10 protein-coding genes (1 of these 10 only partly in view) are annotated in these 14,267 nt (G+C 68.8%); 4 read left to right on the top strand and 6 right to left on the bottom strand.

Annotated elements, in window-relative coordinates; translation table 11 throughout:
- A protein-coding gene (locus EPAKOI_RS20950) for a penicillin-binding protein 1A (RefSeq protein ID WP_423194532.1) crosses the window boundary here: on the bottom strand, window positions 1-1,298 show its 5' end (the start). It extends 1,309 nt beyond the left edge of the window; only the first 1,298 of its 2,607 coding nucleotides appear in the window; it begins with the start codon at window positions 1,296-1,298; its stop codon lies beyond the left edge, outside the window.
- Window positions 1,299-1,605: 307 nt separating this feature from the next.
- Here EPAKOI_RS20950 and EPAKOI_RS20945 point away from each other — a divergent pair, with 307 nt between their 5' ends.
- Window positions 1,606-2,682 (top strand): porin, encoded by a 1,077-nt coding sequence (locus tag EPAKOI_RS20945; RefSeq protein WP_313835965.1) that lies wholly within the window; start codon window positions 1,606-1,608, stop codon window positions 2,680-2,682.
- Between the two features lie 120 nt (window positions 2,683-2,802).
- On the opposite strand, the gene EPAKOI_RS20940 is transcribed toward EPAKOI_RS20945, so the two are convergent.
- Window positions 2,803-3,117 carry a hypothetical protein gene (locus EPAKOI_RS20940; RefSeq protein WP_124686383.1) on the bottom strand — a complete coding sequence of 105 codons (315 nt, stop codon included), beginning with the start codon at window positions 3,115-3,117 and terminating at the stop codon, window positions 2,803-2,805.
- 981 nt (window positions 3,118-4,098) lie between these two features.
- On the opposite strand from EPAKOI_RS20940, the gene katG reads away from it, so the two are divergent.
- Window positions 4,099-6,297, top strand: coding sequence for a catalase/peroxidase HPI (gene katG, locus EPAKOI_RS20935; RefSeq protein WP_423194531.1), 2,199 nt, complete (start codon window positions 4,099-4,101; stop codon window positions 6,295-6,297).
- 54 nt (window positions 6,298-6,351) lie between these two features.
- On the opposite strand, the gene EPAKOI_RS20930 is transcribed toward katG, so the two are convergent.
- Genes EPAKOI_RS20930 through EPAKOI_RS20915 form a run of 4 tightly spaced genes read right to left on the bottom strand, consistent with a single transcriptional unit; the run spans window position 6,352 to window position 10,334 of the window.
- Complete coding sequence (locus tag EPAKOI_RS20930) at window positions 6,352-7,017, bottom strand: DUF2459 domain-containing protein (RefSeq protein ID WP_423194530.1); 666 nt, start codon at window positions 7,015-7,017, stop codon at window positions 6,352-6,354.
- Between the two features lie 13 nt (window positions 7,018-7,030).
- Window positions 7,031-8,221, bottom strand: coding sequence for a chromate efflux transporter (gene chrA, locus EPAKOI_RS20925; protein WP_423194529.1), 1,191 nt, complete (start codon window positions 8,219-8,221; stop codon window positions 7,031-7,033).
- On the bottom strand, window positions 8,218-9,600 hold the full coding sequence (locus tag EPAKOI_RS20920; RefSeq protein WP_423194528.1) for an ATP-binding protein: 1,383 nt from the start codon (window positions 9,598-9,600) through the stop codon (window positions 8,218-8,220). The genes chrA and EPAKOI_RS20920 overlap by 4 nt, the downstream gene beginning before the upstream one ends.
- On the bottom strand, window positions 9,597-10,334 hold the full coding sequence (locus EPAKOI_RS20915; protein WP_423194527.1) for a response regulator: 738 nt from the start codon (window positions 10,332-10,334) through the stop codon (window positions 9,597-9,599). Before EPAKOI_RS20915 ends, EPAKOI_RS20920 begins: the two co-directional genes overlap by 4 nt.
- Window positions 10,335-10,642: 308 nt before the next feature.
- On the opposite strand from EPAKOI_RS20915, the gene EPAKOI_RS20910 reads away from it, so the two are divergent.
- Entirely contained in the window at window positions 10,643-12,691 is a 2,049-nt protein-coding gene (locus tag EPAKOI_RS20910; RefSeq protein ID WP_423194552.1) for a TonB-dependent receptor family protein, read from the top strand.
- Window positions 12,692-12,792: 101 nt separating this feature from the next.
- The gene (mdtD, locus tag EPAKOI_RS20905; protein WP_423194526.1) at window positions 12,793-14,238 is read left to right on the top strand and encodes a multidrug transporter subunit MdtD; all 1,446 of its coding nucleotides are present in this window, start codon (window positions 12,793-12,795) and stop codon (window positions 14,236-14,238) included.
- The last annotated feature ends 29 nt before the right edge of the window (window positions 14,239-14,267 follow it).

Raw genomic sequence — 14,267 nt, 5'->3', positions numbered from 1 at the left:
ACGTGGTCGAAGGCGTCCACGGTGAAATCGCGGCTGCCCACCCAGGCGCGGACTTCGCCGGTGGCGGGGTCCATCGCCAGGAAGCCGGCCTGCACGCGCGTCTTGCTCTGGCGCAGCGCCTGCATAAACGTGTTGTCGCGCATCAGGTGCTGCAGCGCGTCGGCCTCGGGCTGGCCGCCGGCCACGGCGGCGCGGAATTCCGGGGTCTCGCGCACGAACTGCTGCACCAGCGCGCGGCTTTCGGCCCAGCCGGCGCGCGGCGCCCAGGCCGCGTTGGCAATCGACTGGAGCTGGTTGCCCTGGCGCGCCACGGCCAGGTTGGCCATGGCCTGCAACCGCGAATCGATGGTCGTGTGGACCACCAGCCCGTCGGTGTAGAGGTTGTAGTCGTTGCGGTCGGCCCAGGCGATCAGCCATTTGCGCAGTTGCTGCGCGAAGTGGGCAGCCGGGCCCGGTTCCTCCACCTGGCGCTCGAAGTCGATCCGCAGCGGACGCTTCTTGAGCTGATCGTAGCGGGCGGCGTCGAGCTTGCCGCGCTTGACCATCTGCGCCAGCACGATATTGCGGCGCTCCAGCGCGCGCTGCGGGTTCAGCACGGGGTTGTAGTAGCTGTTGCCCTTGAGCATGCCGATCAGCGTGGCGGCCTCCAGCACGTCCAGCTTGTCCGCCGGCTTGTCGAAGTAGGTCCGGGCGGCCATCTCGATGCCGAACGCGTTGTACAGGAACGGCACCGTGTTCAGGTACGTCTCAAGGATCTCGTCCTTCGAATAGAGCGCCTCGATCTTCAGCGCCGTGATCGCCTCCTTGAGCTTGCGCGTCAGCGTGGGAGCCCGGCCGATGTCGTCCGGATAGCGGTTGCGCGCAAGCTGCTGGGTGATCGTCGACCCGCCCTGGCGGTCGCCCGAGAACGTGTGCAGCGCCGCCGATGCCGTGCGGCGCCAGTCGAGCCCGAAATGCTGGTAGAAGCGGTGGTCTTCGGTGGCGATCAGCGCATTGACCACGTTGGGCGAGATATCGGCCAGCTTGACCCAGTCGCGGTTGGCCCAGCGGTAGACCGCCAGTTCCTTGCCGTCCGCCGACAGCACCTGCGCCGGCTGCTCGGACTTGGCCTTGCGGATGTCGCTGATGCCTGGCGTGAACGGCACCAGCAGCAGGACATAGAGCAGGAGCAGGGCGGGCAGCCCGGCCAGGGCCAGCAGCACGGTGCGCCGGCTCGGGCGGCGCAGATGCTGCCGCAGCCGGGCCAGCCGGGGGGCGATGTGGGTCGTGTAGTCGGGCAGGGACATTGACGCGGGCATGGCAGGTCCGGCGCGCGCACCGTCACGGACCTGTCAAATGCCGTTCAAGAAAAGTGTGCATCCTACCAAAAGGCGGGTCGGGAAAACCCGAATTCTGCAGGGCCGCCGCGCCCGCTTCCCCCCAACGTGGGGCATCGGCCACCGTTGCTGAGACGCAACAGACACATGGCTTTCATAATTCCCTGAAACAATTCGCCCGCACCCAGAGGCCATCGTTTCGAAATCCGGCAGCGCGTTCGCGCAGGTCAGATTCTGACGCTGGTGGGCGGGAAGCATCTCAATGTCTTAACAAATACGAGAACTCACAGTGAAGAAAGCACTATTTGCCCTGGCGGCCGCGGGTACCTGCGCACTCTCCGGCGTGGCGTCGGCACAGTCCTCCACCTCCGTGACGCTGTACGGTATCGCCGATGCCGGTATCGAATTCGCCAACCACTCGGGTACCGCCGCGGCCAATGGCAGCAAGGCCATGGTCAGCTCGGGCAACATGTCCGGTTCGCGCTGGGGTCTGCGCGGCGCCGAAGACCTCGGCGGCGGCCTGAAGGCCATCTTCACGCTGGAGTCGGGCTTCGACATCGATACCGGCACGTCGGGCCAGGGCAGCCGCCTGTTCGGCCGCCAGGCTTTCGTGGGCCTGCAAGGCACGTTCGGCTCGGTGACCCTGGGTCGCCAGCAGAACTCGCTGTACGACCTGTTCGGCGCCTACGACCCGATGGGCGTGGGCCCGAAGTACTCGCTGAACTCGGTTGACTCGGCCTTCAACGGCCGCGCCGACAACGCGCTGAAGTACACCGGCAAGTTCGGCGGCCTGACCGCCACGGCCTTCTACAGCACGGGCCGCGATTCGACCGTCGCCAACAGCACCGAAGTGCCGGGCAACTACAAGGTTGGCCGCAACTTCGGCGCCGGCCTGGCCTACAACGCCGGCCCGTTCTCGATCGGCACCGCCTACGACCAGTACCAGGGCAACACGGTTGCCACCGACGACCGCGCCGTCAAGCGCTGGGCCGTTGGCGGTTCGTACGACCTGGGCGTGGCCAAGGTGTTCGCCGGCTACCGCTGGATGCGTGACGACGGCGTGGCCTCGGCCACGACCGCCTCGGTGCGCAACAACGTCTACTGGCTGGGCGGCCTGTACCGCGTGACGCAGGCCCTGTCGCTGACGGGCGCCGCCTACTACACGGACACCCACAACAGCGGCAACGACCCGTGGCTGTTCGTGCTGTCGGCCGACTACGCGTTCTCGAAGCGCACGGACGCCTACCTGAACGTTGGCTACACGAAGAACAAGGGCACGTCGGCACTGTCGATGAGCAGCTCGGCCCCGGTCGTTCCGGGTTCGAACCAGACCGGCGCCGTCGTCGGTATCCGTCACCGCTTCTAAGCAGGGAGACACCGGCAGACGGGGCCTTTCCCCCCGCCCCTGCCGGATAACAAAGCGCCCCTCACCCGACTTGGCGGGAGGAGGGGCGTTCTGCTTTGGGGGGCTGGATCTGACCCGGCGTCAGGCTGGGGCGGACCGGGCGGCCTGCCCGTCTACCGAGCGCAGCCGTTCCAGCGCGCGCGTCAGCAACGCGCCTTCCTCGGCATCGGCGGTATTGCGCAGCGTCGACACGGCGTGCTGCAGCCGCTCGCGGTCGGGCGCCGTCAGCTTGTCGGCATCTTCCATGGCCTCGATTTCCTTGTCCACGCGCTTGCACAGTTTGCGCACGAACTCCGGGTCGAGCTGGCCCTGGCTGGCGCCGTGGGCGATGTGGTAGAGCAGGGCGGCCAGGCCGTCGGCCGTGGTCTCGGTTACGACATGGGTGTGGCGCTTCATCGCGGCTCCGGTGAGGGGTGACTGGACTGAATCGACCGATTCATTCTAGTGATTGAATGACGCCGCGAAAGTTGCCTTTGTCTGTGATTGCGGACATTTGTGCGGTAACGTGCCTTCGCGCTTCTTATTTCCGAAATATTTCATCGTCAGAATGTCATCTCGTCGGCCCCGCTGAACAAGTCGGGAACAGAAAGCGACCGGAGGGGTTGCCGCCGGGCCGACTCGCCAGCCTGCCAGACATCGCCCATGGCCGCCCACAGAGGCACCAGGGTGGGCAGGCGGCGAATTGCAGCAAAGTACGCGGGGACGTAGGGCCGTCTGTCAGGACGGCTCTACTTGTTTTTCCGCCTTGCCCTTCGGGCGTCGCATTCGTAGCCCATTCCTTCGGCGGATCCGCCGGAAAATCCCGTTCTCCGTTCGCCATAACCGGTCTCTCCGGCCGGCTGTTTGCGCCTGTATTTCCGATAGCATTTAGGAATTGTGTATCTGGCGCATCAGAAACTTCTCACCAAAACGTTGCAATTGATAACCGTCAATAATCATGTTCGGATTATTTTGCGGAAACCGGTCGATCTGGGGATGACGAGGGGGAAATGGCGTCCCTATTCAGTCGAGGATAAGGCGGTTATCCGGCCTGAAACCCTTGTATCCATTGGGTTGGCGGGCAATACCACGAGACCGCACCGATTTGCCGCGTCCCTTTCCAATTGATTTGGGTTATTTGCTTCATTGAAATCATTGAATGGCTCCAATTCGTGGGCCCTCGTAGAGTGCGAGAACATTTCCGTTCGGTCGCCTTGGCTTCTCCCATTCCAGATCCGGTATCTGCAGAAGTCGAATAGGAAATCAACGATATATCCCGCGCTGATCGCAGGGCATCGCCGTCGCATATGGATTCATTTGCGTGGCGGCAGCGGCAATTGCAACCCACTACAAGGAGTCATTTCCTCCATGAACATCGGAAAAACATTAAGAGTTTCTATGCTCGCCGTGGCGGTGTCTGCCGCGCTGGCCACCACGCCGCTGATGGCCAAGACCGACGTGACGCCCCACAGCTTCTGGTGGCCCGAGCAACTGGACCTGAGCCCGCTGCGCTTCAATTCGGCCGAGTCGGACCCGATGGGCAAGGCGTTCAACTACGCCGAAGAGTTCAAGTCGCTCGACCTGCAGGCGGTGAAGCGTGACATCGCGGTGCTGATGAAGACATCGCAGGACTGGTGGCCGGCCGACTTCGGCAACTATGGCCCGTTCTTCATCCGCATGGCCTGGCACGGCGCGGGCGTCTACCGGACGTTCGACGGCCGGGGTGGCGCCAACGGCGCCCAGCAGCGCTTCGAGCCGCTCAACAGCTGGCCCGACAACGTCGGCCTGGACAAGGCCCGCCGCCTGCTGTGGCCGATCAAGCAGAAGTACGGCAAGAAGATCTCGTGGGGCGACCTGATGGTGCTGGCCGGCAACGTCGCGCTGGAAGAAATGGGCTTCAAGACGTTCGGCTACGCCGGCGGCCGGGTCGATGACTGGGAAGCCGAGATGGTGAACTGGGGCCCGGAGAAGAAGATGCTGGCCCACAAGCGCACCGACGCCAAGGGCGCGCTGCAAAAGCCGCTGGCAGCCAGCGAGATGGGTCTGATCTACGTGAACCCGGAAGGCCCGGGCGGCAAGCCCGATCCGCTGGCATCGGCCAAGGAAATCCGCGAGACCTTTGGCCGCATGAGCATGGATGACGTGGACACCGTCGCGCTGATCGCCGGCGGCCACACCTTCGGCAAGGCACACGGCGCCTACAAGCCGGCCGGCTGCGTGGGCAAGGAGCCCGCCGCCGCCGGGCTGGAAGAGCAGGGCCTGGGCTGGACCGGCAAGTGCGGCACGGGCAAGGGCGTGGATACGGTCAGCAGCGGCCTGGAAGGCGCCTGGTCGACCAACCCGACGCGCTGGACCCACGAATTCCTGACCTGGCTCTACAGCTTCGAGTGGGAAACCACCCGCGGCCCGGGCGGCGCGATCCAGTGGGTGCCGAAGAACAATGCGAGCGCCAATTTCGTGCCGGACGCCCACGACCCCAAGAAGCGCCACAAGCTGATGATGTTCACGACCGACATCGCGCTGAAGATGGACCCCGAGTACCGCAAGATCTCGAAGCGCTTCCTGGAAAACCCCAAGGAGTTCGAGGACGCCTTCGCCCGCGCGTGGTTCAAGCTGATGCACCGCGACCTGGGGCCGAAGTCGCGCTACCTGGGCGCCGAGGTGCCCAAGGAAGACCTGATCTGGCAGGACCCGATCCCCAAGGTCGACCACAAGCTCGTCGATGACAACGACGTGGCCAAGCTCAAGACCACGATCCTGGCATCGGGCCTGACGATTCCGGAACTGGTGCGCACCGCGTGGGCGTCGGCCGCCACCTTCCGCGTGACCGACATGCGCGGCGGTGCCAATGGCGCGCGGATCCGGCTGGCCCCGCAGAAGGACTGGGCCGTGAACGACCCGGCGGAACTGGCCAAGGTGCTCAAGCGCCTGGAGGCGATCCAGACGGACTTCAACACGGCGCAGCAGGCCAGCGGCAAGAAGGTGTCGCTGGCGGACCTGATCGTGCTGGGTGGCTCGGCGGCCGTGGAGGAAGCGGCCAGCAAGGGCGGCCACAAGGTCAAGGTGCCGTTCACGCCGGGCCGGATGGACGCCTCGGCGGCGCAGACCAGCGTGCAGTCGTTCTCGGTGCTGGAGCCGGTGGCTGACGGCTTCCGCAACTACTACGGCAAGCAGAGCCACCGCGCGCCCACCGAGATGCTGGTGGAACGCGCCAGCTACCTGAACCTGCGGGTGCCCGAGATGACGGTGCTGGTGGGCGGCCTGCGCGCGCTGGACGCCAATGCCGGCGGGTCGAAGCACGGCGTGTTCACGAATCGTCCCGGCACGCTGAGCAACGACTTCTTCGTGAACCTGCTCGACCAGTCGACCAAGTGGTCGAAGTCGGCAAAGCAGCCGGGCCTGTATGAAGGCCAGGACCGCGCCACGGGCAAGGTCCGCTGGCAGGCCACGCCGGTCGACCTCGTGTTCGGCTCGAACGCCGAGCTGCGCGCGGTGGCCGAGGTCTACGGCTCGAACGACAGCAAAGAGAAGTTCGTCCAGGACTTCGTCAACGCCTGGGTCAAGGTCATGAACCTCGACCGATTCGATCGCAGCTGATCAGCTTGTCCCGCCTGCCCGATCCGCCCGGATCGGGCTTTCGCCGGCCCCCTGTCAGGGGGCCGTTTCGCTTCCCGTCTGTGTTGCCCGCACCGCCCGCACCTGCCGCATGACGCCGCCCGCGAACAGCACCGGCCCGTGCATCGGAATGCCGGCCGCGCGCAGCGCGTCGGCCGTCCAGGTATTGCAGGTGTAGAAGCCGTTGTAGCGCGCCGTCGCGGCAAAGTAGCGGCCGCCGGGATACGGGCCGTCGCCGAGCATCCGCGGCGCGCCGGCGTCGTCGGTGCGCACGGCGTCGGTCAGGAACGCGCGCAGCCGGTCCAGGCCCGGCGCGTCGATGTCGAGTTCCACGACCTTGTCGGCGCCGAACGCGGCGGCCGGGGTGTCCCGCAGCAGCGTCAGCAGGATCGCGCCGTCGCCGGGCAGCAGGGCCGACAGCAGCGTCAGCGGGCCAGGTGCGGTATCCAATAAGTACTGGCGGTCGCCAAAGCCGAAGCACAGGAACATCGGGTCGCGATAGCCGGCCGCCAGGCGTTGCAGCGGGGCGTCGGCGTCGGCCGTGCGCAGGCAGACGTCGGTGTGCCATTCCTGCTCGACCACCGCGATGCGGGCGGCCGGTGGCGACGCCATCGCGGCCGGCGCCACGCCGCAGCCAGCCACCGCCAGCGTGATCGCCACGCCCGTGCCCGCTGCGAGGATGAACCGGCGCACGCCGCGCATCGTTGGCTGCCGGCTAGGCGAACCCCGCCGCCTGCCATCCCCACCCGGCCAGCGCGCAGCCCGCCACCACGGCCCACGGCGGCACACGCCACGCCGTCAGCGCGGTCAGCGCCAGCAGCGCCAGCGCGAAATCGGCCGGGCCCTGCACGGCGCTGGTCCAGACCGGCTGGTAGAGCGCGGCCAGCAGCAGGCCCACCACGGCCGCGTTGACACCGGCCAGCGCCGCGCGCGTGGCCGGCTGGCGGCGTAGCCGCTCCCAGAACGGCAGCGCGCCGAACACCAGCAGGAACGACGGGGCGAAGATGGCCAGCACGCAGAGCGCGCCGCCAGCCCAGCCGCTCGGTGCCAGCGTGTTGGCCGCGCCCAGGAAGGCCGCGAACGTGAACAGCGGGCCGGGCACGGCCTGCGCGGCGCCGTAGCCGGACAGGAACGTGTCGTTGTCGACCCAGCCCGGCGGCACCACGGCGGCCTGCAGCAGTGGCAACACCACGTGGCCGCCGCCGAACACCAGCGCGCCGGCGCGGTAGAACGCGTCGACCAGCGCCAGCGCGTGGCTGCCCGATTCGCGGGCCGCGAACGGCAGGCCCACCAGCAGCACCGCGAACACGGCCAGGCACAGCACCGCAAAGCCGTGGCTGACCGGCACCGACAACGGCTCGTGCGGCGCGGCCTGGGCGGTGCGGAACAGCCGCGCGCCCACCAGCCCGGCCACGACCATCGCACCGACCTGCCAGGCCGGCGAGGGCGCGATGGCGACCACGACCGCCGTCAGCGTCATCATCGTCAGGCGCGGTGCGTCGGGGCAGAGCGACCGCGCCATGCCCCACACAGCCTGCGCCACCACCGCCACCGCCGCCACCTTGAGCCCGTGCAGCGCGCCGGCCGGCACGGCCTGCCCGAAGTGCGACAGCCCGTAGGCAAACAGGATCAGCGCCACGGCCGACGGCAGCGTGAAGCCGATCCACGCCGCCAGCGCGCCCGCATAGCCCGCGCGCGACAGGCCCACGGCCATGCCGACCTGGCTGCTGGCCGGCCCGGGCAGGAACTGGCACAGCGCGACGATATCGGCATACGCCGCCTCGCTGAGCCAGCCCCGCCGCGCCACGAACGCGGTACGGAAATACCCCAGATGCGCCACCGGCCCCCCGAACGAGGTCAGGCCCAGGCGCAGGAACACGGCGAACACTTCCCAGACGGCGCTCAACGCTTGTTTCTCCCCGTGGTGGCGGGCCGGATCGTTGCCACCAGTCCCGTGCCGTCGGCAGCCGGGCGGTTGGCAAGGTCGATGGTCAGGCCATGCAGCTCGGCAATGCGCCGCGCAATCGAAATTCCCAGCCCCGTGCCTTGTTCCTGCTGGCCGCCGCCGCGAAAGAATCGCCGGCCCAGCCGTTCCAGATGCGCGGGGTCGACGCCGGGCCCGCGGTCGGCCACGACGATGCGGTCCGGCTCGAACGCCAGCGTGACGACCGAGCCGGCCGGGCCGTAGCGCAGCGCGTTGTCCATCAGGTTGCGCAGCAGGGTGCCGAGCAGCGTGCCGTCGCCGCAGACGTCCAGCGGCGGGCGGCCGTCCGCCGGCCAGAGCACTTCCATGTCGACCTGCCGGCGCTCGGACAGCAGCAGGCAATCGGACAGCACCTGCCGCGACACCTCGCGCCAGTCCACCGGCGCGCGGGCGGGCGACGTGGTGTCATCCTCCAGCCGGCTCAGCGTCAGCAGTTGCGACACCAGGTGGCTCAGGCGGTCGATGCCGGCCTCGACCTTGACGGCGGCCTGCGCGCGTTCGTCCGCATCGGCCGAGCGGCGCGCCACGTCCCATTGCGCCTTGAGCGCGGCCAGCGGGGTGCGCATCTCGTGCGCGGCATCGGCGGTCAGGCGGCGTTCACGTTCGAGCAGGGCTGACACGCGGTCCAGCAGCCGGTTCATCGCCTGGACCAGCGGCATCAGCTCGCGCGGCACGCCATGCGCGGCAATCGGCGTGGGATCGCCCGGCGCGCGCGTGGCGATGGCTTGCGAGATGTCGGTGAGCGGCCGCAGCATGCGGCGGATGCCCAGGATCAGCAGCATGGTCAGCAGCGGCAGGCCCAGCGCCCACGGCAGCACCTGCGCCTGCAGGTAGGCCACCACCAGTTCCTCGCGCTCGGCCATCAACTGGCCGACGCAGACGCGCCAGCCGTCCACCGGGTCTTCCAGGTAGTACAGCCGCCATGCGCGGGCGTCGAGCGTGCGGTCGGTAAAGCCGGCCACCTGCGGCAGGCGGGGCAGGCGGTCGCCGTCGGGGTCGATGTGCAGCGGCTCTCCGTTTGCGCGCCACGCGGCAATCGCCAGGTCGCCCAGGCCGGCCGCGCCAAGATCGCCCACCTCGGCATTGCCGGTGCCGTAGCCGCCAGGGGGCGGCTGGTGGATGGCACCCGGCTGCACCAGCGGCAGCACGGCCTGCATCTGCTGGGCCATGCGCACCATCGCGGTGTCGTAGAGTTCGTTGACTTCCATCCGCGCGTTGCGGAAGACCAGCACGCTGGTTACCACCCAGGCAAAGAAGACGGTCAGCAGGACGACCAGGATCAGCCGCCGTTGCAGCGTCATGCGGGGGCCCCGCCTGCGCCACCGTCGCCATGGTCGCCACTGTCGCCAGCGTCGGGGGCCGGTGCCGCCAGCGCATCCACCGTGCCCAGCGTATAGCCGGCGCCGCGCAGCGTGCGGACGATGCCGGGATGGAGCTTGCGGCGCAGATGATGGATATGGACTTCGAGCGTGTTGCTCTCCGAGCCTTTCTCCCATTCGTAGAGCTTGTCGCGCAGGAATTCGCGCGTCAGCACGCGGTTGGGATGGGTCAGCAGCAGTTCCAGCAGCATCGACTCGCGGCTGGTCAGGTCCACGGACTTGCCGTGCCAGACCGCCAGCCGCGCGGCCGGATGGTATTCGAGCGGGCCGTGGCGCCAGACTGGCTCCAGCATGCCCGCCGCCCGGCGCGACACGGCGCGCAGCCGCGCGGCCAGTTCGTCGAGGTCGACCGGCTTGATCAGGTAGTCGTCGGCGCCGGCGTCGAGCCCGCCGATGCGGTCCTGCACGGCGTCGCGCGCGGTCAGGATGACCACCGGCGTATGCCGCCCCTGGTTGCGCCAGCGCAGCAGCATCGTCACGCCGTCCTCGTCGGGCAGGCCCAGGTCCAGCAGCACGGCGTCGTAGTGCATGGCGGCGATGGCGCGGTCGGCCTCGGCCGCCGTGCGGAACCAGTCCGCGGCATGCCCCATCAGCTTCAGTCCGCGATGCAGGCCATCGCCGAGCATGGGGTCGTCTTCAACGATAAGGATTCTCATCTGGCAGGGATGGGGGCCGAAGGTTTGCGCCGGCCGCGCCAGACAGCGTGCGGCGGCACCAGAGGGTAGCATTGCGCCGGCCACGGCGCATCATCAATCTGACGCCCGGGCGCCACGCCGCCGCGCTGTCAGCGTGCGCCCGACGGCGCGGGCCCGATGGCCGGGAGTAGACTAGGCGCCACGCGCAATCCGCGCGTGCGAGGTGTCTATCTTCGGGACGCGCCCCCATGCACGCTGCCGGCAGGACCCAGACTTCCGCACTGCGTACCGCACTGCTGGCCGCGCTCGGGCGCCGGCCGGCCGCCTGGATGGCGGTGCCGCTGGCCATGACCCCGGCCGTGCCGGCCAGCGCGCAAGAGGCGGCGCTGCCCGACGTGGTGGTCAGCGCCAGCCGCAACGAGCAGCGGCGCTTCGACGCGCCGGCCGCCATCGACAGCATCGCCGTGGACCCGTTTACGGCCACGTCGCCGCTGGTCAACCTGTCCGAGCTGACGCTGACCAGCCCCGGCATCGCCGTGCGCGACCGCCAGAACTATTCGCAGGACCTGCAGATCGCGGTGCGCGGCTTTGGCAGCCGGTCGACGTTCGGCGTGCGCGGCGTGCGGCTGTTTGTCGACGGCATTCCGGCGACGATGCCGGACGGGCAGGGCCAGTCGTCGACGTTCGACCTGGCCAACGCCAGCCGCGTGGAAATCCTGCGCGGGCCGTTTGCCCAGATGTACGGCAATGCGTCGGGCGGCGTGGTGCAGGTCTTCACGCCCGACCCGCCCACGCAGGGGTTTGCCGGGCGCGCGTCCACCGGCTTCGGGTCGGACGGCCAGTGGCAGGCCGGCGTGACGCTGGGCGGCGGCAACGACCGCCTGGGCGGCACGCTCGATGCCTGGACCTACCAGACCGACGGCTACCGCGACCACAGCGCCGCGCGGCGCTACCAGCTCAACGCCAAGATCGTGGCCCGGCCCGCCACGGGCACCAGGGTCACGGGCCAGTTCAACTACTTCAACCAGCCGCTGGCCGAAGACCCGCTGGGGCTGACGCGCGCGCAGGCCGAGGCCAATCCGCGCCAGTCGGTGCCGGCCGCCACCCAGTTCAACACCGGCAAGGACGTGGAGCAGACCCAGGCCGGGGTGGTCGTCGAGCACCAGTTGACCGAGCGCGACAGCCTGAACTTCCGGCTCTACGGCGGCGGCCGGCAGCTTACGCAGCGGCTGGGCTTCAGCGGCGCGGCGCCCACGTCGGCGGGCGGCATCGTCGACCTGGACCGCACCTACGGCGGCGGCGCGTTGACGTGGACGCGCAAGACCACGGCCAACGGCCTGCCGCTGCAATGGACAGCCGGCATCGAGGCCAACGCCATGCGCGACGGGCGCCACGGCTACGTCAACGACAACGGCCAGCAGGGCGCGCTGCGCCGCGACGAGACCGACGAGGCGGCCGACTACGGCGCCTTCGCGCAATTCAACTGGACCGTGCATCCGGCCTGGGAACTGGTGGGCGGGGTACGGGCCAGCAGGGTGCGGCTGCGCATCGACGACCATTTCGTGACCGCCGCCAGCCCCGACGACAGCGGCACGTCCACGTACCACAACGTCAGCCCGGTGCTGGGCGTGGTCTGGCATGCGATGGAGTCGCTCAACGTCTACGCCAACCTGGGGCGCGGCTTTGAGACGCCCACGCTGACCGAGGTGGCCTACGGCCCGGGCGGCGTCGGGGCCAACCTGGGGCTGCAGGCGTCCACGAGCCGGCAGGGCGAGATCGGCGTGAAATGGCAGTCGGGCAGCCAGCGGCTTGAGGCCGCGCTGTTCGATGCCGACAGCCACGCCGAGGTGGTGCCGCTGGCCAACGATGCCGGCCGCACGGTCTACCAGAACGTGGACGGCGTGCGCCGGCGCGGGCTGGAACTGGGCTGGCGCGGCGCGTTCGGTCCGGGCGAGCGGCTGGCGGCCGGGCTGGGCTACACCTACCTGTCGGCCTATTTCGGCGAATCGTTCGTCAACGCGCAGGGCGCCACCGTGGCGGCCGGCAACCGGCTGCCGGGCACCGCGCGGCACAGCCTGGGCGCCGAGGTCACGTACCGGCCGTGGGGCCAGTGGATGGTGGGCGTGGAGGCCCGCGCGGACAGCAAGGTCTACGCCGACGACCTGAACACGCAGGCCGCGCCCGGCTACCTCACCATCAACCTGAAGACCGGCTACACGTTCAAGGTGGGCGCCACGCAGCTTTACGTGTTCGGCCGGATCGACAACGTGGCCGACCGGCACTACATCGGCTCGGTCATCGTCAATGAAGCCAATGGCAGATACTACGAGCCGGCGCCGGGGCGGCGCTTCTTCGTCGGGCTGCGGGCGTCGATGTGACCGGGCCGGGAGCCGCGAATGGGCGATGATCGTGCCGCGCGCTTGCCATGCGGCCATCGCCCGCCTAAGGTTGCGGTTTTAGCCGCCTTCCGCGCGCCGCCATGCCGTTAGCCCCGCCCCCCGTCGATACCGTCTCCACGCCCCAGGACCCCAAGCTGCGCATCATGCTGTGGGTGGTGGCCGTGGGCTTCTTCATGCAGACGCTGGACTCCACCATCGTCAACACCGCGTTGCCGTCGATGGCGCGCAGCCTGGGCGAGAGCCCGCTGCGCATGCAGTCGGTGGTCATCGCGTACTCGCTGACGATGGCGGTCATCATCCCGGCGTCGGGCTGGCTGGCCGACCGCTTTGGCACGCGCACGATCTTCCAGACCGCCATCGGCCTGTTCGTGCTGGGGTCGCTGCTGTGCGCCTGGGCGCCCACGCTGCCGCTGCTGGCCGCGGCGCGCGTGGTGCAGGGCGCGGGCGGGGCGATGCTGCTGCCGGTGGGGCGGCTGTCGGTGCTGCGCACGTTCCCGCGCGAGCAGTATCTGCAGGCGCTGAGCTTCGTGGCCATCCCCGGCATGATCGGGCCGCTGATCGGGCCGACGCTGGGCGGCTGGATCGCGCAGACGTTCTCCTGGCACTGGATCTTCCTGATCAACGTGCCGGTGGGGCTGATTGGCGCGGTGGCCACGGTGCGCTACATGCCCAACGCGCGGCTGCCCGGCATCGGGCGCTTTGACATCGCCGGCTATGCGTTCCTGGCCATCGCCATGGTGACGCTGTCGTTCTCGCTCGACGGGCTGGCCGGCATGGGCTTCCAGCACGCCACGGTGCTGATGCTGCTGATTGCCAGCATGGCCGCGCTGACCGCCTACGTGTTCCACGCCCGGCGCAGCGCGGCGCCGCTGTTTCCGCTGCAGCTGTTCGGCATCCACGCGTTCAGCGTGGGGCTGCTGGGCAACCTGTTCGCGCGGATCGGCAACGGCGCCATGCCGTTCCTGATTCCGCTGACGCTGCAGTTGAGCCTGGGTTACTCGCCGTTCAACGCCGGGCTGATGATGGTGCCGGTGACCGTGGCCGGCATGGCGTCCAAGCGGCTGGCCACGCACCTGATCGAACGCTTTGGCTACCGCAAGGTGCTGGTGACCAACACGTTCGTGGTGGGGCTGGTGATGGCGTCGTTCGCGCTGATCTCGCCCGAGCGCCCGCTGCCGCTGGTGATCGTCATGATGGCGATCTTCGGCGCCGTGAACTCCATCCAGTTCACGGCCATGAACACGGTGACGCTGAAGGACCTGAGCGGCGTGACGGCCAGCAGCGGCAACAGCATGCTGTCGATGGTGCAGATGCTGTCGATGAGCCTGGCGGTAACGTCCGCCGGCGCGCTGCTGGCGACGTTCCAGGGCGGCATCGGCTCGCACCACTTCGACGTGCTGCCGGCCTTCCACGCGACGTTCATCTGCGTGGGCCTGATCACGTCAGCGTCGGCCTGGATCTTCATGCAGCTCGACCGCGAGCCGATCGTGGCGGTGGCCAGGGCGCAGCCGTCGGAAGAGGTGTAGGGGAGCCCCCCAGGCTGGCGGGGCGGTAA

It is taken from the genome of Cupriavidus sp. H18C2 (genome assembly GCF_049393795.1).
Lineage (GTDB): Bacteria > Pseudomonadota > Gammaproteobacteria > Burkholderiales > Burkholderiaceae > Cupriavidus > Cupriavidus pauculus_C.
Note: the sequence above shows the minus strand (reverse complement) of the source record. Positions and strands in the feature narration are given on the sequence as shown.

Excerpts from the sequence above, each read along its gene's own strand:
- EPAKOI_RS20940 (WP_124686383.1), bottom strand. The coding sequence starts at position 3,117 with ATGAAGCGCCACACCCATGTCGTAACCGAGACCACGGCCGACGGCCTG.
- katG (WP_423194531.1), top strand. The coding sequence starts at position 4,099 with ATGCTCGCCGTGGCGGTGTCTGCCGCGCTGGCCACCACGCCGCTGATG.
- EPAKOI_RS20930 (WP_423194530.1), bottom strand. The coding sequence starts at position 7,017 with ATGCGCGGCGTGCGCCGGTTCATCCTCGCAGCGGGCACGGGCGTGGCG.
- EPAKOI_RS20920 (WP_423194528.1), bottom strand. The coding sequence starts at position 9,600 with ATGACGCTGCAACGGCGGCTGATCCTGGTCGTCCTGCTGACCGTCTTC.
- EPAKOI_RS20915 (WP_423194527.1), bottom strand. The coding sequence starts at position 10,334 with ATGAGAATCCTTATCGTTGAAGACGACCCCATGCTCGGCGATGGCCTG.
- EPAKOI_RS20910 (WP_423194552.1), top strand. The coding sequence starts at position 10,643 with ATGGCGGTGCCGCTGGCCATGACCCCGGCCGTGCCGGCCAGCGCGCAA.
- mdtD (WP_423194526.1), top strand. The coding sequence starts at position 12,793 with ATGCCGTTAGCCCCGCCCCCCGTCGATACCGTCTCCACGCCCCAGGAC.